17 protein-coding genes are annotated in these 19,157 nt (G+C 60.2%); 7 read left to right on the top strand and 10 right to left on the bottom strand.

Going from position 1 to position 19,157, the window contains the following annotated elements; genetic code table 11:
• Window positions 1-13: 13 nt before the first annotated feature.
• From LMG28727_RS20815 to LMG28727_RS20800, 4 genes are read right to left on the bottom strand one after another with little or no spacing between them, the layout of a single operon-like run.
• Entirely contained in the window at window positions 14-838 is an 825-nt protein-coding gene (locus tag LMG28727_RS20815) for an amidohydrolase family protein (RefSeq protein ID WP_201644201.1), read from the bottom strand.
• Complete coding sequence (locus tag LMG28727_RS20810; protein ID WP_201644200.1) at window positions 835-1,683, bottom strand: sugar phosphate isomerase/epimerase family protein; 849 nt, start codon at window positions 1,681-1,683, stop codon at window positions 835-837. The genes LMG28727_RS20815 and LMG28727_RS20810 overlap by 4 nt, the downstream gene beginning before the upstream one ends.
• Window positions 1,680-2,420, bottom strand: coding sequence for an SDR family NAD(P)-dependent oxidoreductase (locus LMG28727_RS20805; protein ID WP_201644199.1), 741 nt, complete (start codon window positions 2,418-2,420; stop codon window positions 1,680-1,682). Before LMG28727_RS20805 ends, LMG28727_RS20810 begins: the two co-directional genes overlap by 4 nt.
• Window positions 2,421-2,435: 15 nt before the next feature.
• Window positions 2,436-3,767, bottom strand: coding sequence for an MFS transporter (locus tag LMG28727_RS20800; protein WP_201644198.1), 1,332 nt, complete (start codon window positions 3,765-3,767; stop codon window positions 2,436-2,438).
• A gap of 218 nt (window positions 3,768-3,985) precedes the next feature.
• Here LMG28727_RS20800 and LMG28727_RS20795 point away from each other — a divergent pair, with 218 nt between their 5' ends.
• The 3 genes from LMG28727_RS20795 to LMG28727_RS20785 all read left to right on the top strand — a co-directional run bounded on the left by LMG28727_RS20795 (window position 3,986) and on the right by LMG28727_RS20785 (window position 8,375).
• Entirely contained in the window at window positions 3,986-4,900 is a 915-nt protein-coding gene (locus LMG28727_RS20795) for a LysR family transcriptional regulator (protein WP_201644197.1), read from the top strand.
• A 489-nt stretch (window positions 4,901-5,389) separates the two neighbouring features.
• Window positions 5,390-6,802: a DUF2252 domain-containing protein gene (locus tag LMG28727_RS20790; protein WP_201644456.1), complete on the top strand. Its 1,413-nt coding sequence runs from the start codon at window positions 5,390-5,392 to the stop codon at window positions 6,800-6,802.
• Window positions 6,803-6,824: 22 nt separating this feature from the next.
• Entirely contained in the window at window positions 6,825-8,375 is a 1,551-nt protein-coding gene (locus LMG28727_RS20785) for a phospholipase D family protein (RefSeq protein WP_201644196.1), read from the top strand.
• 13 nt (window positions 8,376-8,388) lie between these two features.
• Here the strand turns inward: LMG28727_RS20785 and LMG28727_RS20780 are convergent, their stop codons facing one another.
• From LMG28727_RS20780 to LMG28727_RS20770, 3 genes are all read right to left on the bottom strand, one after another.
• Entirely contained in the window at window positions 8,389-9,528 is a 1,140-nt protein-coding gene (locus LMG28727_RS20780; protein ID WP_201644195.1) for an FUSC family protein, read from the bottom strand.
• Window positions 9,529-9,670: 142 nt separating this feature from the next.
• Window positions 9,671-10,429, bottom strand: a complete 759-nt coding sequence (locus LMG28727_RS20775; protein WP_201644194.1) for a hypothetical protein — start codon at window positions 10,427-10,429, stop codon at window positions 9,671-9,673.
• A gap of 118 nt (window positions 10,430-10,547) precedes the next feature.
• Window positions 10,548-11,618, bottom strand: coding sequence for an MBL fold metallo-hydrolase (locus tag LMG28727_RS20770; RefSeq protein WP_201644455.1), 1,071 nt, complete (start codon window positions 11,616-11,618; stop codon window positions 10,548-10,550).
• A 313-nt stretch (window positions 11,619-11,931) separates the two neighbouring features.
• Between LMG28727_RS20770 and LMG28727_RS20765 the strand changes: the two genes are divergently transcribed.
• From LMG28727_RS20765 to LMG28727_RS20750, 4 genes are all read left to right on the top strand, one after another.
• Entirely contained in the window at window positions 11,932-12,399 is a 468-nt protein-coding gene (locus tag LMG28727_RS20765) for a FecR family protein (protein ID WP_201644193.1), read from the top strand.
• Entirely contained in the window at window positions 12,396-13,013 is a 618-nt protein-coding gene (locus LMG28727_RS20760) for an OmpA family protein (protein WP_201644192.1), read from the top strand. The genes LMG28727_RS20765 and LMG28727_RS20760 overlap by 4 nt, the downstream gene beginning before the upstream one ends.
• Window positions 13,014-13,092: 79 nt before the next feature.
• Complete coding sequence (locus LMG28727_RS20755) at window positions 13,093-14,544, top strand: CHASE2 domain-containing protein (protein WP_236592150.1); 1,452 nt, start codon at window positions 13,093-13,095, stop codon at window positions 14,542-14,544.
• A 358-nt stretch (window positions 14,545-14,902) separates the two neighbouring features.
• Window positions 14,903-17,155 (top strand): multicopper oxidase family protein, encoded by a 2,253-nt coding sequence (locus tag LMG28727_RS20750; RefSeq protein ID WP_201644190.1) that lies wholly within the window; start codon window positions 14,903-14,905, stop codon window positions 17,153-17,155.
• Window positions 17,156-17,354: 199 nt separating this feature from the next.
• Here the strand turns inward: LMG28727_RS20750 and LMG28727_RS20745 are convergent, their stop codons facing one another.
• The 3 genes from LMG28727_RS20745 to LMG28727_RS20735 form a co-directional block, all read right to left on the bottom strand.
• Window positions 17,355-17,813: a Fur family transcriptional regulator gene (locus LMG28727_RS20745; RefSeq protein ID WP_268960516.1), complete on the bottom strand. Its 459-nt coding sequence runs from the start codon at window positions 17,811-17,813 to the stop codon at window positions 17,355-17,357.
• A 243-nt stretch (window positions 17,814-18,056) separates the two neighbouring features.
• Window positions 18,057-18,365 (bottom strand): hypothetical protein, encoded by a 309-nt coding sequence (locus tag LMG28727_RS20740; RefSeq protein ID WP_201644188.1) that lies wholly within the window; start codon window positions 18,363-18,365, stop codon window positions 18,057-18,059.
• Window positions 18,366-18,595: 230 nt separating this feature from the next.
• Window positions 18,596-19,108 (bottom strand): hypothetical protein, encoded by a 513-nt coding sequence (locus LMG28727_RS20735; RefSeq protein ID WP_201644187.1) that lies wholly within the window; start codon window positions 19,106-19,108, stop codon window positions 18,596-18,598.
• Window positions 19,109-19,157 lie beyond the last annotated feature (49 nt).

Below are 19,157 nucleotides of genomic sequence, written 5' to 3'. Positions count from 1 at the left end.
CAACACATCCCGCCTAAAAACCGAACAGGCTGCGAGGCGTGTCCCATAAAACACGCCGCCGCGCGTCCGAGTCGGGAATCAGCCGCTGGATGAGTGTGAGCAACGGCGCATAGTCCATCCGTACCGGTGAGCGCAGGAAAGGCCAGTCAGAACCCCACACACAACGATCCGGCCCAAAAGTGCGCAGAAGCTGCAACGCAAACGGCTGCGCATCCTCGTACGGATAATCGAGTTGCGAAATCTTTTGCAGCCCCGAGAGCTTGACGACCGTGCGCCCCGCATCGGCAAGATGAAGCAACGTCTGAAAGCCTGGCTGGTTCATCCCCGCGGCGACGTCAGGGCGGCCGCAATGGTCGATCAGCACGCGTGTCGCCGTCCGCGCGATCAGCGGTTCAAGCGCGACCAACTGGTCGCCCGTGACCTGGATCTGCGCGAACATATCGAGGTCGGCGAGCGTGTCGAAGAGCAAGCCGGCGTCGCTCATCACGTCGACGCCTTCCATCGCCGGATTGAAAGCGACACCCACGACGCCGGCGCGCTTCATCCCGATCAGTTCGTTGCGGCTCACGTCGTTGTCCACGACCGCGATGCCTTTGAAGCGATTGCGGCCTCGTTCAATCGCGTCGAGCATGCAGCGGTTATCGGTCCGGTAACCACTCGTCGGTCCGACCAGCAACGCATGTTGTACGCCGCACGCATCCATCACGCGAGCGAATTGCGCCGCGGTGCCGATCTCCTGCATCGACGGACGATACGCCGTGTCGTCGCGATACGGGAAGCGCGCGGGGTCGAAGATATGGTTGTGACAGTCGATCTTGTTTTCGTCGAAGAGGGTCATTGACGAGATGCTCCAGACAATTCATGGCAACGGCGCGCAGACTGAAGCATATCGCGCGTGCTTCGGTAGGCAAGTTCGAGCCGCTCGTCGGCGGGTAGTGACGGCAATGGCATTTCCACAGCGAGCGTGGTTCCGGCGGGCAGCACGTCCAGTAGCTCGCGCAGAGGCAACGCGCCCTGGCCGGGCGGCAAACGTCCGGTGCGGGCTTCGAGAATCGTTGCCTCGTCTCCGACCGGGTCGTCCCGCGACGCATCGCAAAGCTGTACGGCATGCACCATGCCGTCAGGCAGCGCCTGGACATCGGCCGGACTGCCGCCCGAGCGCGCCAGATGCAATGCGTCGACGAGAATGGCGAGATTCGAACTGCCCACACGCTCGACGAGCGATCGAGCCTGGTTCAGCGTGCCGACATGACGCCAGCGCATGAATTCCAGGTCGACGCGCAAACCGGATCGCCCGGCCAGTTCACACAACGCCGCAAGATTGGCGGCGAGCCGCGCGGCGTCGGGGTCGTCGCCGGAAACCGTCACGCAGCGCGCGCCCAGATCGGCGGCTGCGTCGAACATCGGCGCATAAGAGGCGACGTCGATCTCAGGCAGGATCGGAATAAACTCGACGTCATGCACGGTGACGCCCTCGTCCGCCAGAACACGCCGCAACGCGATATGCGCGCCGCTACCCACCAGCGACGGATACGCAATCGCGCCAACGGCAGTCGGGCTCAGCCTTAGCCCTACCGCATCGAACCCTGCGCGAGCCGCTTGCCGCACCAACGCGCGCGGGGCCAGTTCCAACGCCGTGAGATGCGCGACCGCCAGCTTCGGTGCTACGGTCGGCGCGTTCAATATGTGGCCCTCCCCCCGGTCAGGTCGAATGTGAAGCCGCTGGTAAAGCTGCATTCCGGACTCGCGATCCAGCTCACCATCGCTCCCACTTCTTCGATCTGAAGGAAGCGGCCCATCGGAATTTTTGCCTTGCTCGCTTCGATGTGCGCGTCGGACATCTCGCTGAACAATTCCGTTTCGACCATTGCCGGTGCCACGCAGTTGATCAGCACGTTGTCTTTGGCGAGCTCCTTCGCCGCCGCTTTCGTGAACGCGATCACGCCCGCTTTCGCCGCCGAGTACCCGGAGATGAACTGCACGCCTTCCTTGCCCGCGATCGACGCAACGTTGACGATCCGTCCACCGCCACGCGCACGCATATGCGGAATCGCGACGCGGCAGCAGTAAAACACACTGTTCAGATCGACAGCGATCACACGTTGCCACGCATCCACCGGATACTCCCAGCACGGCGACACCGGCCCATTGATCCCGGCATTGTTGACGAGAATATCGACGTGCCGCATCTGGTCGACGGTGGCCGCAAAAGCCTGTTCAACCGATTCGATCGAGGCCACATCGACCTGCTGCACATGGTCGGGCTCGAAGCCCAACTGCTGCGCATTGCACTCGCTCACATTCAGATCCCACACCACCACGCGCGCGCCGTCCGCCTTCAGTTTTTTAGCAATGCCCAGACCGATGCCGCGCGCGGCGCCCGTGACAATTGCGACCTTCCCTTCGTGAGAACGAGTCATATCCAGCCTCTTCCTTTAAATGATGTTGTTCCGCAGTTCGATGCGCTTGATATCGCCGACTACGAAAATGTATGAGAGTGCACCGACCAGTGTGACGGCTGAAATAAAGGCCAATGCATAGACGAACGAGCCCGTCGCGTTGACGATCAATCCGATCACCAGCGGCGTGACGATTCCCGCGGCATTGGCGAACAGATTGAAAAGACCGCCGCTCAAGCCCAGCAAACCTTTTGGCGCAATATCGGAAACGATCATCCATGCAAGCGCCGACATCCCCTGGGCGAAGTAGGCAATGCACAGAATCGCAATCACCGTTGCCGTGGACTCGACATAGTTGGCGAGAACGATGCTCGACGCAGCGAGCAGGCCCGCGATGACCGGCAGCTTGCGTGACCAGTTCAGCGACACGCCCCGGCGCAGCATCGCGTCGGAAATCCAGCCGCCCGCGAGCGTGCCGATCGAGGCGGCGATAAACGGCAGCACGGCGATCAGCCCGACCCTCAACCACGGCATATGGCGCTCGGTCACGAGATAAGTCGGGAACCAGGTCAGGAAAAATACGTTGGTCGAATTGCAGGCGAACTGGCCGATACAGATCCCGAACATGCTGCGCTGCTTCAACAGTGCGCCGATATCGGACCAGCGGAAGTGCGTCGCCTTCTGGCTTCCGTCGACTACGCCACCGCCTTTCGCGATGTAATCGAGTTCCGCGCGATTCGCACTTTTCGATTGATGCGGCTCATGAAAACGCAGCAGCCAGATCGCGCCGAACACGACGCCGACGGTACCGACTATGCCGAACAGCGTGCGCCATCCATAGCGCTGTTCGAGCCAGAACAGCAGCGGGCTCAGAAAGGCGAGGCCGACGTATTCCGCGAAGGTATAGATGCCGGTTGCGCGGGCGCGCTCGCTCTGTGGAAACCAGATCGCCACGACCCGGCTGTTGGTCGGAAAACACGGGGCTTCGGCGATGCCGATCAGGAGACGCATGATCAGCAGCGAAACGAAGCCGGTCGCCAGTCCCTGCAATCCCGTGAAGAGCGACCAGAGTGTCAGCGCGAAGAAATAGGTCCAGCGGGTGCCCACCCGGTCGAGCATCACGCCGCCGGGAATCTGCGACGCGGTGTAGGTCCATGAAAACGCGGAAAAGATCACGCCCATCAGCGCCGGGTTGAGGCCGAGTTCGTGGCTCATGCTCGGCGCCGCAATGCCGGCGACGCTGCGATCCAGATAGTTGATCATCGTGCCGACCGCCAGCAACGCGAGGATGCCGAACCGGGCGCGGGTTCGCCGTGCGGTTGCCGCAACGTCGAGTGAAGCGACGCCGGACTGGGTTGCGTGATTCATCGTGTCTCCTTCCTGTCTGCTTTTAGCGCGTCCCGCGAGCCGGCTTGTGCCCTCTTGTCGGTGGCCTGAAGCCGTGTGTGCTGGGCGGGTACGCAATAGGGAAGCCGGGCTTCCGTTGAGCAGATACTAGATAGTTGCAGTCAGCTTGTCGTATGCCGAGTTTCAGCTACCCTATAACTTTTGGTTAATATCTCCGGATAACGCGTTCTGGAGGATGCATGCGGTTCAAGCTCAGGCAGATGGAAGTATTTCGCGCGGTCATGCTGACCGGGTCGATCAATGCGGCGGCGAAGATGCTGTACGTATCGCAGCCCGCTGTCAGCAAGCTCGTTTCGCATACTGAGACCACGCTGGGTCTGCGCCTGTTTGAACGCACGAAGGGTCGTCTGATCCCCACAGCGGAAGCGCAGGCGTTATTCAGGGAGGTCGAGCAGGTGTATCAGGCGGCGCTGAGTGTGGATGAGTTTGCCCGCGCGCTGGCGCTGGGGCCGGCGAGTCTGTTGCGGGTGTCGTGCAGCCCGTCGCTGGCGACGTCGATCGTCGCGCCCGCGATTGTCGAGTTGAAACGGCAGTTGCCCGGCTTAAGCGTCGACTGGCACACCACGTTGATGGCCGACATGCCGCTCGAAGTGCTGAGCAAGGCGGTCGATGTGGCCATCACGTCGATGCCGATCGAACATGAGCACCTCGACGTCGTGCCGTTCATGCGCGGCAGGATGGTCTGCGTCGTGCCGCCCGACCACCGTCTCGCGACGCCAGGCCCCGTTGCGCTGGCCCAGTTGATCGGCGAGCCGATGATCCTGTTCCGGCGTGACATTCCGTTCGGCACGATGATCGCGCGCGCTTGCCAGCAGGCCAATGTCGAACTGCAATCGGTGGTGGATGTCACGCGGGCGGACCAGGCGCTGGCGCTGGTCAAAGGCGGCCTGGGCCTGGCGATCGTCGACGAATTCGCCGCCGAAGGTCAGGGCTTTATCATCCGGCCGCTCGTCGAGGAACTCGAACTCGTATCAACCTTCGTCTATTCGAAGTTCTCTCCGCCGTCCCGCAATACGACTCTGCTGATGCACGCGGTCTACAAACAGGCCCAACGGATAAACCGGCATATCCCCAGCGCGTCGTTACCCGTTTGATTCCCCAACCGCAAAGTAAGCTTGTCGACAGCAGAGCAGGAATTGACCCGCGAACGGGCGCGGGACGGGCTCTATGGAAATAATCGGGTAGACGCGCTAAAGTCTGAACAAGCCAGCGGACTCATCCGGCGCGCAGTCTTTATCTGTCGCTTTCCCGTATCACTCGTCAACGTCGCGTTCCGATCCCGCCACATCGATGCTGCGGTAAGGAAGCATCAGGGCCGGGGGAACCATGAATGACAAGAGTCGCGTGCGCCAGCGGATTGCAGACCGCGTCTTTTTCCCCTATCTCCACCAGGCCGGCCAGGCCGGCGCTCAATGCCCAGCAAACTCGCAAACGCATCGTCGATGCGGCTCATCTGCCGTGATCGCGGCATCTGCGCGACGCCGCGGGGCCGGCTAATCTCCTTCATCAGCGCAAACGGCGGCAACATCGACTCGTCACGTTCGAAACGAATCCAATAAAACCGCATTTCCAAGGGGTCCATGATGCCGTTATCCGAGACGCTCGAAGAACGCCGCGAAATCGGCCGCAGCGCCCGCAAGAACACCCCGCGCAGCGCGCACGCCAATATTGGCAACACCGACCGCGATCCGGTCCAGCTATTGCGCGAGAACAGCCAGGGGCGAGTCGAGGCCCTCATTCCGTTGCGCTATGGACGTATGCTCGCGTCGCCGTTCACGTTCTATCGGGGCAGCGCAATCATTCAGGCGCATGACCTCGCGGCAACGGCCAATAGCGGTTTCCACTTCCAGATTTGCGGCGATTGCCACCTGATGAACTTCGGCGGCTTCGCGACGCCGGAGCGGGCACTCGCATTCGACATCAACGATTTCGACGAAACCGCTGTTGGCCCGTGGGAGTGGGACCTCAAACGCCTCGCGGCGAGTCTTTGCATTGCGGTGCGACATCTGGGCCACGGCGACAAACTGGCCGACGAAGTCGTCGCGACCGTCGTACAAAGCTATCAACGGTGGACCTCGACGTATTCAGCACTGAGTCCGCTCGAACTCTGGTACGAGCTCATCACGTTCGATCGCCTCGAACGGACCGCGACCTCCGAAGATGCGCGGCTGCACATTCGCAGCGTGATCGAAAAGGCGTCGCGCCGCACTCATGAAACCATGCTGCCCAAGCTCGCCAGCCACCGCAACGGCGTCTGGCAGATTCGCGACACGCCGCCAGGCGTCTTTCACGTCCACGGTAAAAACACGCTTTTTACCCACGACGACGACTGGTTAGGTCTCGGCGAGTGGCCCAAGCTGATGGCGCCGATCTACAAGCATTACCTGAAATCTCTCGGCCCGGTGCGGTGCAATCTGCTGGCGCATTTTTCGATGCAGGATGTCGCGTTCAAGGTAGTCGGCGTCGGCAGCGTCGGAACGCGTTGCCTTATTCTGCTGATGGTCGATCCGCATGAGAAGCCGCTATTCATCCAGTTCAAGGAAGCGTCGACCTCCGTCGTATCGAGGTACTTTGAAGCACCGGTTTCGAAGCATCAGGGCCAGCGTGTGGTTCATGGCCAGCGGCTCATGCAGGGCGCGAGCGACCCGTTCCTCGGCTGGACGACCGGTCCATTCGGACGAAACATTTACGGGCGTCAACTTCGCGACATGAAAGTCTCGGCCACGCTCGAGCTCTTTTCGAAAGAGACGTTCCGTGAATATGCGGGCCTGTGCGGCTGGGTGCTCGCGCGAGCGCACGCAAAAGCCGGCGGACAGGCAACCGAAGTGGCCGCCTATCTCGGCAACGGTGACCAGATGACCGAAGCGTTGGTCAGCTATTCGCGTGCCTACGCCGACCAGGTGGAGCGGGACTATGAGATATTCCGCAACGCATGCCGCAATGGGCAACTCGAAGCGCGTACCGACGCCGACATGAGCGCCGATTTCGCCGCATAAAACCTGGGTCTGGAGTTCTGTCATGGCAAAGTTTCGCGCCGTCTTCGCGGTCCTGCTTGTCGCCCTGCTGTCGGCCTGCGCAAGCTTGCCGCCGCAGACAGCGCGAGTCGACACACATGCCATCGCGCCGTCCGACAGCACGCGGCTCGGCGCGGTCTTCACCCCGCAGGAGCAGAAGCATCCGGACCAGACCGCGTTTTACCTGCTGCCCGACGGAGTCGACGCATTGCTCGGCCGCATTGTGCTGGCCGAAGCTGCGGATCGCACGCTCGACCTTCAATACTACATCTGGCATGACGACCTGACGGGCAAGCATCTCGCAGATGCGGTGCTGCATGCGGCGGATCGCGGCGTCAGAGTGCGGGTGCTTCTCGACGATCTCGGCACCAACGGAGACGACCAGGTACTGCTTGCGCTCGCGTCGCATCCGAACATTCAGATACGCCTGTTCAACCCGGTGGCGAACCGTCGCTTCAAGACGTTGGGCATGGCAATGGAGTTTCGCCGCGTGAATCGGCGCATGCACAACAAGTCGATGATTGCCGATAACGAGGCGGCGATTATCGGTGGCCGCAATATCGGGGACGAATATTTCGGTGCGTCGAACGATGTGTCATTCGGCGATCTCGATGTGCTGACACATGGCGCCGTGGTACCCAGAATCTCCACCGCGTTCGACGAGTTCTGGAATTCCGACGCAGCTTATCCGATCGAGAGTCTGACGGGTCATTCCGCGGAACCTGGTGCGCTTGCGGTTTATCGCGAGCGTCTGAATGCGTTTGTTGCGTCCCAACGCGATACGCCCTACCTCACCCAGGCCGCGCAGCGCTACACCGACATGATGAAGTTGCGTGACATCGACGTCGCGTGGGGCAAGGCGACCTTGCTTTACGACGATCCCGCGAAAATCACGCGTTCGCCGGACGATTCAAGCGGACATCTGCTCACGCAATTCACTTCATTGAGCGTCGAACCCAGTCACCAGATGCTGATTGTTTCGCCCTACTTTGTGCCCGGCAAAAAGGGCGTGGAGTGGCTGCGCAAAGAGACCGGGCGCGGTGTACGCGTGACCGTTCTTACTAACTCGCTGGCGGCTACGGACGTGGCTGCCGTCCATGCCGGATATCAGCGTTATCGCAAGGATCTGCTCGATGCCGGCGTGCATCTATACGAGCTGAAACCAGCGGCATCGGAGGATTCGAAGGGGAAGAAATCGATGCTGGGCTCGTCGAAAGCATCGTTGCATGCGAAGACTTATGTGTTCGACAAATCCAGCATCTTCATCGGTTCAATGAATCTCGATCCGCGATCGATTACGTTGAATACGGAAATTGGCGTCTATTGCCAAAGCGATGCGCTCGCGTCGGAAGTGGTCGATGGACTGGTGCCGAAGCTCGACCTGATCGCGTGGCGTCTTGAGGAACGTACCGACGCGAACGGCACAAAACATATTGTCTGGATCGATACCGACGCAAGCGGAAAAGAAACGGAGCTCGATGAACCTGACGTATCGGGACTCAAGCGCGTAGGAATATGGTTCCTCGGCTTGCTGCCGATCGAATCGGAGCTATGACGGAGGGTTGTCCTCAGGACCGCAGCGGAAAGATAAACCGCGACGCCGCTAGCCCAAGCGCGCCGCCGAGCAGCGTTTCCCAGGCGCGGGCCGCAAGCAGCGGAACGGAATGCACGCCGCCAATCGCCAGCGTCACGATCAGCGTGAAGGCAAACGCGCCGCAAGCGATGTCGTAACGGTTGGGCAACGCCATCGCGTAGACGATCATCGCCGTTGCGGCGGCGGCCCACGCCAGCAACGGCAAGTGAACCACGAGCGGCAGACACACAAGACCTAGCGGCACGCCTACCAGCGTGCCAATAATTCGCCGCCGGACCCGCTCCGCCGTGCCGCTCGCCGAACCCGCGACAACGTACGTACAGGCGGTGATCGCCCAGGCCGATTCCTTCAGTCCGATCATCCCGTTCAATGCGACAACCACGAGTGCGCCGCTGGCGGCCTGCAATCCCATGATGAGTTCGGGTGACAGTTTCCACCGGTCGGGCATGGAGACGGGAGAAAGCAGCGTCGTAGCGGGATGTTCGGCCGGTCCGCTCAGCATTCGCGGAACGATCGACGCGAGCATCGCAATCAGGCTCGCGATAGCGACTGCCGGTAGATCGGCGGACGTCAGATGCGCACCATACGCCAGCAATTGCCCGATGTAGATCTGCGACCCCGTTCCACCGCCGAGAAGACCGAAGCGCTTCAGGTAGCCGACGAGAAACGCGCCCGTCACGAGCGTCAGTTCGGGACCGGCGTTGACGATGGCCTGCAAGGGCGATGAGAGGACGATGAACATGACCGCGCCGAACGCAGCAGCGGCGCACAGCACGACGAGATCGCGGCTGGAGTCCCGCCGCTCGATGCGCGCTTCCGAAACACTGGCCCAAAGCGCGAAGCTCGCCGCCAGCGAGCCGACCGACGTCGCACCCGGCAGGTTATGCATGATGTCCTGCAACGTCCCCAACGCGGCGGCGAGACCATAGGCGGTAACGAGCCGCAGTCCCTTGATCCGGCGATGCGTGCCGGGATCGACCCGTTCCAGCCATGCAATCGCCGATCCCATCGCGCCACGCGCGCCACCGCGATCCGGTTCTTGTCGAACGAGACCGTGGGTCGCACGTTCCGGTGCGTCGGTGCCGATATCCTCGTCGTTATTCTTGGGGATCATCTTTCGCTGCACGGCTCGCGGCGCGTGTGGGAAATTGGGTATATCCCAGTCTAGGCGATACGAAGGTCGCGTGGAAATACGTTGTTAAGGCTAAGGTAGCGGGCAGTAATCGGGTAGCAGCCGGGCAGCAGAACGCCCTCGTCTACCGACGCGCCGACGCCGCCTGTGCGCGCTGCAACCATTCGCGGTTATGCTCCCTTGCGTGACGCGGCCAGTGCCTCGCGTCCTGAACGATTTCCGCGTACAGACTGTCGGCTCGACGGCGATCCGCATCGTCCGGCTGCTTTGCCAGCCAGTCGGCAAATAGACAGCGAGGCGCAACGTCGCTGGCGCAGGTCAACGCCTGTTCAAAAGCTGCGCGCGTGCCGGGCGCGCCCAGCGCGGCCAACACGCGAGCGTATAGCAGAGCCGGTTCACCCTGATTACGCGCGTGCGGGTTCGCGTCGAACAGTCGCAACAAGGTTGCGTCGGCTGCAGCAGCGTTGCCTACGGCAAACTGCGCTTTCGCCAGGCCAAGCAGTAGCGCGGGATCGCTGGCGAAGGGGCCGTTCGCAGCCGCCTGAAAGTGCTCGAGTGCTTCGCTTGCGTTGCCGGCCGTCAGCAGCGCATCACCCAGCCGCAGCCGATGCTGGACGGTAGGCGAACGGTCGAAATCGGCACGGGCCTCGCGCACCGCCCGATTGGGGTCGACGAATTGTGTGACGGCCTGGGTCGCCACGCGCACACCGCGCGATTGACGCAGGCTCGGCAGGTAAACGGCGAATAGATAGACCACACTTCCCAGCATGGGAAAGGCGAAAAGAATAAAAAGCCAGTAGACGCTCTGCTGATTGCGCACTGCATGCACGGCAAAGCAGATTGCGATGATGACGTGAAGACCAATTCCAAAAAAATAGGGCATGTCGGTTTAACTCTCGAGCCTGAGGAAGCGCCTGCCGCAAAGGCTGCGCTGATTCGCCAGAAGCAAGTTTATTACAGGGGGCGTCTGCGCGGCAGATCGGCGCCAGAGCCGGCATGACCTAAACGCTACCGTTTTCAACGACTCGGCCTTCCGCCCGCCAACGAAGCATGCCGCCGGCGAGATTGGCAACGGCGTCGAATCCACCCTGTCGAAGCAGGACCGTGGCTTGTGCCGACCGGCCGCCCGCGCGGCAGACTGTGACGATAGGCCGTTCTTTATCAAGTTCGCCCGTGCGGCCCGCGAGATCGCCGAGCGGAATAAGCGTTGCTTTGGGGATGCGCCCCAGCGACCCGTCGAATTCGTCAGGCTCGCGCACGTCGACGATCTGCACCGACTGCAGATTTTCTTCGAGCCATTGAGAATTGATTTCCCAGATTCCCGCAAACGTGTAGGTCAAGGGCGCCCATTCTGGTTGACCTATTTGCTTCGGGTCGTTCGCGGCCACGCCACATTTCAGGTTCGCCGGCACCGCCACATCGATTTGCTTTGGATGCGGCAAGCGCAGATTCGACATGTATCCGGCGAAGTCGTCTTCGCACAACTCTCCTCCGAGCCGCGGATTGAAGCGCCGCTCCTCGCCCACGCTCGTCACCGTCAAGCCGCGATAGTCGTGAGCGGGATAAAGCAGGCAGGTGGCAGGCAGAGAAAAAATCTTGCCGTGGATCGCCTGGAACATCGCATGTGCATCACCGCGCTGGAAATCCGTGCGGCCTGTACCCCGAATCAGCAGACAGTCGCCAGTAAAGGCCATGGTTTCGTCGTCGAGTACGAGGCTGATGCAGCCACTCGTGTGACCTGGCGTCGCGCGAACCCGCAGGTGCCGCGTACCGAACTTGATGTGCTCGCCTTCGGCCAGATAGCGGTCGGCGCCCTCAGCCCCGCTCGCGGACGAAATCGCAATCTGGCTACCTGTACAGCGCTTCAGCATCCACGCGCCGGTGACATGATCGGCATGGACATGCGTATCGATCGTATAAAGAAGGCGTAATCCGAGTTCTTCGATCAGCGCCATGTCCCGGCGCGCCTGTTCAAATACCGGATCGATCAACACGGCTTCTGCCGTTGCACTATCGGCAAGAAGATACGTATAAGTTGACGATTGCTGGTCGAATAGTTGCCGGAAGATCAACACAGTCTGGCTCCTCAAAGGGACAAAAAAGCAGTATGCCGCGCTCGCGGCGATCAGCTGGAAAATCCGTCAATCGCCCATTGCAAGCCCATCCGGTGCCGATATGCGGGGAAGCGCACAGAGTCGTTCCGGTCAGCGCCATACCCTTCTGGACGGCAAAAGACATATTTGTCTGGCGTCCAGAGGCAACATTTCTGCATGTCCTTACTCGCACCGTCCGGCGAGCATCGGCAAATATCGATTACAACACGATGCCGATATATCGGGGCCTCGCTACCGCACCAGGTAGCGCTCACACCATCAGGTGCCTGCGATGCGTCTCCAGTCCTTCAAATATGCACTGATTCTGACCTGCGGGTGCGCGGCTGTCATCCCTGCTCGCGCCGAGGATGCCGCCGGCGTCGTCAAGACCGTCAAGGGCACTGTCCAGATCGAGCATGCTGGATCAAGTTTGGGCGCGGCGATCGGCAGCGATGTTTATAGCAGCGATCGCGTGGTGACCGGCCCGGAATCCTCGGTGGGTATTACGCTGCGCGACACGACCCAACTCTCGGCCGGCGCGAACACGATTCTCGAACTCAACAAGTTCGCGTTCGACGCCACGACGCATGACGGCGTGCTCAACGCAACCGTCAAACACGGCTCGCTCGCCGTGATTTCTGGAAAGCTGGCGAAGGCGAGACCGGACGCCGTGCGCTTCAGTACGCCGACAACCACGCTTGGCGTGCGCGGCACCGAATTCATAATCGAAGTCGGCGATAGTAAGGAGAGTGCACGATGACGGACACGATCCGATGCGGCCGGCTGATATCGGCGACGGCATTCGTCATGCTCGCGCTTTTATCCGCCTGCAGCACGCCGCCCGACAGAATCATTCTGCTACCCGATCCGGAAGGCAAAGTCGGCGCGGTCGTTGTGCGTAGCGCCAACGCCGAGCAAACCATCGACAAGGCATACGCGGGCGTCGACGTCGCCAGTAACGGCTCGATGGAAAAGACCATGGATAGCCGGGCGGATGTGCAGACCCGCTACAGCGAACTACTCGCCGCACGCCCGCCTCGCCCGATGACGTTCACATTGTTCTTTCTGTTCGACTCCGCCACCGAATTGGCCCCGGAGTCGCCCGCTACGGTTGAAAAAATGAAGGCCGTTCTGGCTCACTGGCCTGCGCCTCAGGTGGTGGTGACCGGCCACACCGACCTGGCAGGCTCGCAGGAATTCAACGACAAGCTGTCGATGCGGCGAGCGCAGAGCGCCGCCGCCTTTCTGGTCAAGGAGGGCATTCCGGTTCAGCAGATCGAGACCGCTGGCCGAGGTAAGCGCGAGCCACTGGTTCCCACAGCGGATGGCATTCCCAATCGGATGAATCGACGGGTTGTCATCACCATTCAATGACCGCCCCCGTCATCGTCGCCCGACAGCGCTCTCATTGATGAACCGCGATCACGCACAATGGTTTCCCCGGATCAGGAGCGTGCTGAAGGTGATCCAGGGGCGTCCGATGGCGCTCATCATGCTGTTTGGCCTGAGCCTGCTCAACCTGTCGAGCGAATGGCCGAGTAATCTCACACGCCCTGCCTTCGTCACCACGCTCGACGAGACCCTCCCCGACTCATTCAAAACCGCGCGGCAATTGCTGTTCGATCAGTATCAACGACACTATCCGCGAATTCCGACAGCGCAACCGGTCACCATCGTCGAAATCGATGAGGAGACGCTGGCGACCGTTGGGCAATGGCCGTGGCCGCGCAACCGCCTCGCGGGTCTGATCGACGCTATCGCGGCACAGAAGCCACTGGCTATCGGACTCGACATTTACATGCCGGAACCGGACCAGACTTCGCCCGACAAGGTGGCTGACAATCTGCCGACATCGGCTGCACGACTGGCCGCCGAGTTACGTACCCTGCCGAGTCACGATGCCATTCTCGCGCAATCGTTGCGCGCCGCCCCGACCATTCTCGGCGCGGCTGCGCTCGATCACGCCGCCTTCACGACACGCACCGATCTGCGAAGCGCGCCGATCCTCGTGCATGGCACCGATCCGCTGCACAACGTGCCGCGCTATGAATTCGTGCTCGCCAGTCTGCCGCAATTGCAGGATGCGGCGCATGGTCAGGCAATGTTGAGCGTCGCGCTCGAACAGGGCGTGGTCCGTCATATTCCGCTCATCATGGGGCTCGGCGAAAAGGTGGTCCCCAGTCTGCCGATGGAAATGCTCCGCCTTGCTACGGATTCGTCGGCGGTGGAAGTCTTTGCGAATTCGTCCGGCGTGCAGGCGGTGGGTGTCGCGGATGTGCTGGTGCCTACGCAACCCGGTGGAGACATCTGGCTACATTTCGCGTCGATCCGCTCCACCCTGGGTCGCTACGTCTCGGCACGCGATGTCTTGCAGGGCAAGGTCGATCCTGAGCGCATCCGCAACAAGCTGGTGCTGGTCGGACTGACCGGCGCGGGGGTGACGGATATGCGCACCACGCCGCTGGGAGAACTGGTGCCGGGCATCGAGATTCAGGCGCAGGTCATCGAGTCGATTTTTGAAGGGCGTTTTCTGCGTCGACCCACGTGGCTGAAGTGGGCGGAGAGCGCGCTTATCATGGCGTTCGGTTTGCTGATCGTCTGGTATGTGCCGCGTAAAAATTCACGATTTGCTGCGTTCATCAGGGCGGTACCGAAGGGGACCGCTTTCGCCGGCTTGCTACTTCATCTCGCCAACCTTTTGTGCTGCTACTACATCTTCATTCGATTCGGATTGCTCGTCGACGCTGCCGCGATTTTCATTATTCTGTCTGCGGTGATGGGGTGTTTCTTTTCATCCGCATTGCTTCACGCGCAGGAACAGGCAAAAGCCGAGGCGGCGCAAGCAGCGGAACGTGAAGATGAATCGAGTAGAAAAGACAGTCGAGGCAACGCGCCTCTTCCATAAAGGCCTGATTCACTAAAGTGGCTTTAATTAAGGCTTATTTGCTATAAACACCTTGTTTAATCATGGACTGGAATGCACCTGATGGGTGCTTTTCCGATCCCCCGTGCACCAGAATTCGCGTCGCTTGCAGTGTCCTCTCATGCGCGCAACTGCGGGCCCCAGCCGACAACGTTCCCTAACGTTCACAGAACTTTTTTCTTCTTGCTTGGTAGTCCAACGCATTAGATTCAGCGTTCGTCTGCGCTTATGTGTGCTGTCGCACATATCCTTCCCGGTTAAGCCTTTCGGCATCTTTCCGACAGCCTATTGTCGTTCAGGAAGATCAACGTGAAACCGACTGGATTTCGAGGAGCAGACGATGCGATTCTCTCTGATCACGCTCGTCACGGCGGCTATTGTCGCGGTGTCCATTGCACCGGCTCATGCACAAAGTACGACCACGTTGCGATCTTTCTCCGATTTGAGCGATACCACCGACGCGGTTGCCGACAATTCGTCGGTTGCCACGACGAGTGGACTGGCGTCGATTCTCGCTCGTCTTCAATGCCTTGCGGGACTCAATCCGCTGGGCAATTCAGCATCGGTGACATTGACGGTAAAAAAAGGCCTGTACGGTATCTACAACCCTGAAACGAATTCGCTCGACAACGTTTCGATGCGCTCCTATAACGGCTGCCCAACAGGACCGACCATCACGATCAAGCCGGGCGCTACGCTCAAACTGACTCTGAAGAATGCATTGACCGCCACCGACCCGCCGGATTTCTGCCCTGATAGCGTCGACCATTCGACGCCACACTGTTTCAACCACACCAATATCCATACGCACGGCCTGCACGTGTCGCCAGCCGGCACCTCGGACAACGTGTTGCTGACGGTATTGCCTGGGGCCAGCCAAAGCTACACGTACAACATTCCGTCGACGCATCCGTCGGGCACGTTCTGGTATCACGCGCATCTGCATGGCTCGACCGCCATCGACGTGGCGAGCGGCATGGCTGGTGTGCTGATCGTGCGAGGCTCGCGGCCGGCCCGCGCGGGCGTCTCGGACGGCACCGCCGATGTCGACACGATCCTCCATCACAAGCTGCTTAACCTGCCGCTGCGCGAACATGTGATGCTTTTTCAGCAGATCGAATACGGCTGCTTCAGCAGCGCGACATCCGACGTGCCGATCGCTGACCCGACCACTTTCGAATGGCTTTGCCCCAAAGGCAGTACAGGAGAAATTCGCGGCTACACGAACCAGCTCTCATTCGTGAACGACCCGCGGCCAGGCCATGCCGGTCAATTGAATTCGACATGGGAAATCTCGGGCCGCTACACGCAAATCAACGGGGTCGTGCAACCGGTCTTTCCGAGCGCGCTTTCCTTGGTCCCTGCTGGCGATATCCGCCGCCTTCGAATGGTTCATGGCGGCAATCGCGACACGATCAACGTGAAGATCGTCCGCGCGAATCTGTCGGCTCTCGGTCTTGCAGATTCGCAGTCGTTGACGGCCGCGCAGGTCACTACGGCAACGACCACAGCAGCAACGCACCTCGCGAACGCCACCTCGAAGGCAACGCAAGCGACCACCCTCGATGCATTATGCAGCGGCGAAACCGTCAATCAGCTTGAGTTCGCAGAAGACGGAATTACGTTGCCCGAGATGGTTGAAAAGAGCGTCAACACCATGAACCCGGGCTACCGCAGCGACGTGCTGGTTGCGTTTCCATCGCCGGGCCTTTATTGCATTCTCGACGAAGCGGCCGACAGTTCCGCCACAATCAATTTCCGGCCCAACTCCGACAAGGCCAAAGACCGTCGCCTGCTTTCGCTTGCACGGGTTGGCCCCGGAGTGAACATTCCCAATACCACGGTCGGCTCGCATTCGAAATACTGGCAGTACATTCGCGATCAACTGGTTGCCGCCAATTCGACGCTCGCGAGTCCCGCGAAGAATGATCTCGCTTCGTTGACGCTCACCGCATTCTCACCCGTTACGCCAGTCGACGGCACGATCGACAAGGTCGTGCCGGCTCAATTCAACATCAATGTATTCGTCACGCCGGCGACCTTCCTCCTCAATGGACAACAATACAATCCGGACACCATCGCCTACACCGGCACGCTGGGGCACATAGATGAGTGGGACGTGTCAGCGACCGCAATCGCCACGCACGTCTTCCACATCCACACCAACAAGTTCCGGATCATGGATATTAAGGACGCGGCGAACACATCGATTTTCGATCCCACGACGGGCGGATGTACCGCTGCAGAAATTGCAACCGGGGATCAGGAATATTGCAATCTACGCGGCGTGTCGCGCGATACGTTATTCCTCAAGGCGGGTTACACCCTTGTCATGCGTACCAAGTATGAGGACTTCACTGGTGAATTCGTCATGCACTGTCATATTCTGGATCATGAAGATCGCGGCATGATGGAGAACGTCAGCATCGTGTCGCCGACCGCGGCCATGTTGCAGCGGATAGCAACGCCGGTGAGATTGGCATCGGATAAAGCCAGCGCGTGGTACGACAGGATCACCGGCAGAACGCCGGATCCCACGCAATTGGCGCTAACGGCTTCGATGTGTTCGGCGAAGTACTTCGCCGCGAAATAACGTAAAGCGCGATACGGCTAAGTGATGCACGAAACGCGCCGGCGGCAAGGTCGACAAGTTCAACGAACTGCCGTCGCGCAATCGCGACAATGTTGACTTTGCAGACGTTGAACGATGGCCATTCAATGACGGCCGGTGGGCCCAAAGCGCCATAGCGTGATGAGGTGAGTCTGCGCCGCCCGTCAGCGGACTCATCCCGCTAACGCGCGATGCTGCTTGGTATCGCCCTCTTCACATGAGCACCGCGCTCCCTGCATTCCGCGCACAGACCAAACAGTACGAGTTGCCGCCCCGACACGCTGAAATCGAGATCATCCGCGACGGCCTGCTGCCGCGCCTCGATCTGCGGATCGAAAAATTCGCGGATGCTGCCGCACACCGTGCACACGATGTGGTCATGCCGGACGCCGTCATTCAACTCATAGGCCATGTGGCCGTCGCCGAACGTGATGCCGCTTAGCAACTTCGCGTCCGTGAGTTCATTCAGCACCCGGTAGACGGTGGACAAACTCACATTGCGGATCTCTTGGTTCAGCAGGCTATAAACCCGCTCGGCGTTAAGGTGGTCGTGAGCGCGCTGTTGAAAAAACTCCAGCACCAGCACACGCGCGCGCGTGGAGCGCAAACCGGCTCGCTTAAGATTTCGGTGAATGTTCATGGGCTTGAGGAATGGGACGTCAGAAAGCTGTCGTCCTGCGTCAGTCGGGCGAATTGCAATTTGCCGAACTATGTAAGGCGGAGGCTTAAGGGACCCTTAAGGACACGCCTCCCAGCCGATTCGAACTGCCGCACCCGTACCCGCAACCACGACCCGGCAACCCGCACCCCGACGACATTACCCGCATGACGATCTTGATCTCGATCGACGCCTCCGACGTTGCGCACCGCAATGGCGAGCCAATCAGGATCTGGATGTTTGCTCGGTGCTGCCTTGCTTATCCGCAGCGTCTTTTGTCGACGCGGGCAGCGACAGCATATGATCGATAAACGAATGAGCGCGAGCCTCCCCATAGGTCAGTGCGTCAAATTCGGAAATGAAAACGCACTGCTCCGCAAAGCTGATCAGTTCATCGTGCGGCGCGTCCGGCGATGACACCGTCCAGCGAAGCGCGAAGCCAACCACGTTGGCGCCCAACGTCCCTGTTGGATCTGGGCTGACATGGACCTCGATTCCATGTCCACGATACGGTACGCAGGAGTGGCTGGCCATGGCCTTCCTTCTTTAATCAGGCATTGCGCGAAGACCGGTCTGCTTCGCGCTGCGCTAACCTTCGCAGAGTACAGGCCGCTGCAATGCACAATCCGTCCGATGGTAGGATAAATAAGCCACGGACGACGCGCAAACCGCTCGGTGGGGCTGCGACTATAGAGGCTGGTGGCAGTTGGACGCGCTTGCGAAACTAGCGGATAACTGCCGCGGCGTAGCCGCCATCAGGACGCCTAGCCCGCTTCTGGCCAAGGCCAGCCCTTTTTCTCACTGGATAGACCGTGCCCGGTGGGTGACACGCCTTTATCCGTCGATTCGAACGACGTCGGGTTGTCTACGGCGCTCCCCGCCGGCTCGGCAGGCGCGTTCGCTGTCACTTCGGGCAGCCCAACTCCAAACCAGGGCACCTTCTTCTGGACGCCAGCGATATATGCGTTCCAGCCATCACGATTACCGCCAAAGAGATTGAGTTGAACAGATGACGCTAGTGCATCCCGATTCAGTTCTACCTCAAGCAGCTCCGCAGGCCAGCGGGAAAAAGCGCTAACGGCTCCTGCGCAGAACTCAGATACGGTCATCGTTGCAGCCAGCATCGGCAGAAACGAAAACTTCCGCAACGATACGTCTTCGCGAACCCGCCGGACCACCGGAGTATCGCGCGCATCTCCTCTTGCTAAACGGCTTGACGCTTCGAGCATATCGCCAAGATGAAGCAGCAGTTCTCGCCTGTGAAATCGGTCGTCCATGCGGTTTGTCCGTTGATTCGTTCCGTGAGTTGACACGATACTTCAGCCA

The organism is Paraburkholderia metrosideri (assembly GCF_904848625.1).
GTDB classification, from domain to species: Bacteria; Pseudomonadota; Gammaproteobacteria; order Burkholderiales; family Burkholderiaceae; genus Paraburkholderia; species Paraburkholderia metrosideri.
The sequence above is the reverse complement of the archived record's forward strand: the minus strand, read 5'-3'. Positions and strand labels throughout refer to the sequence as shown.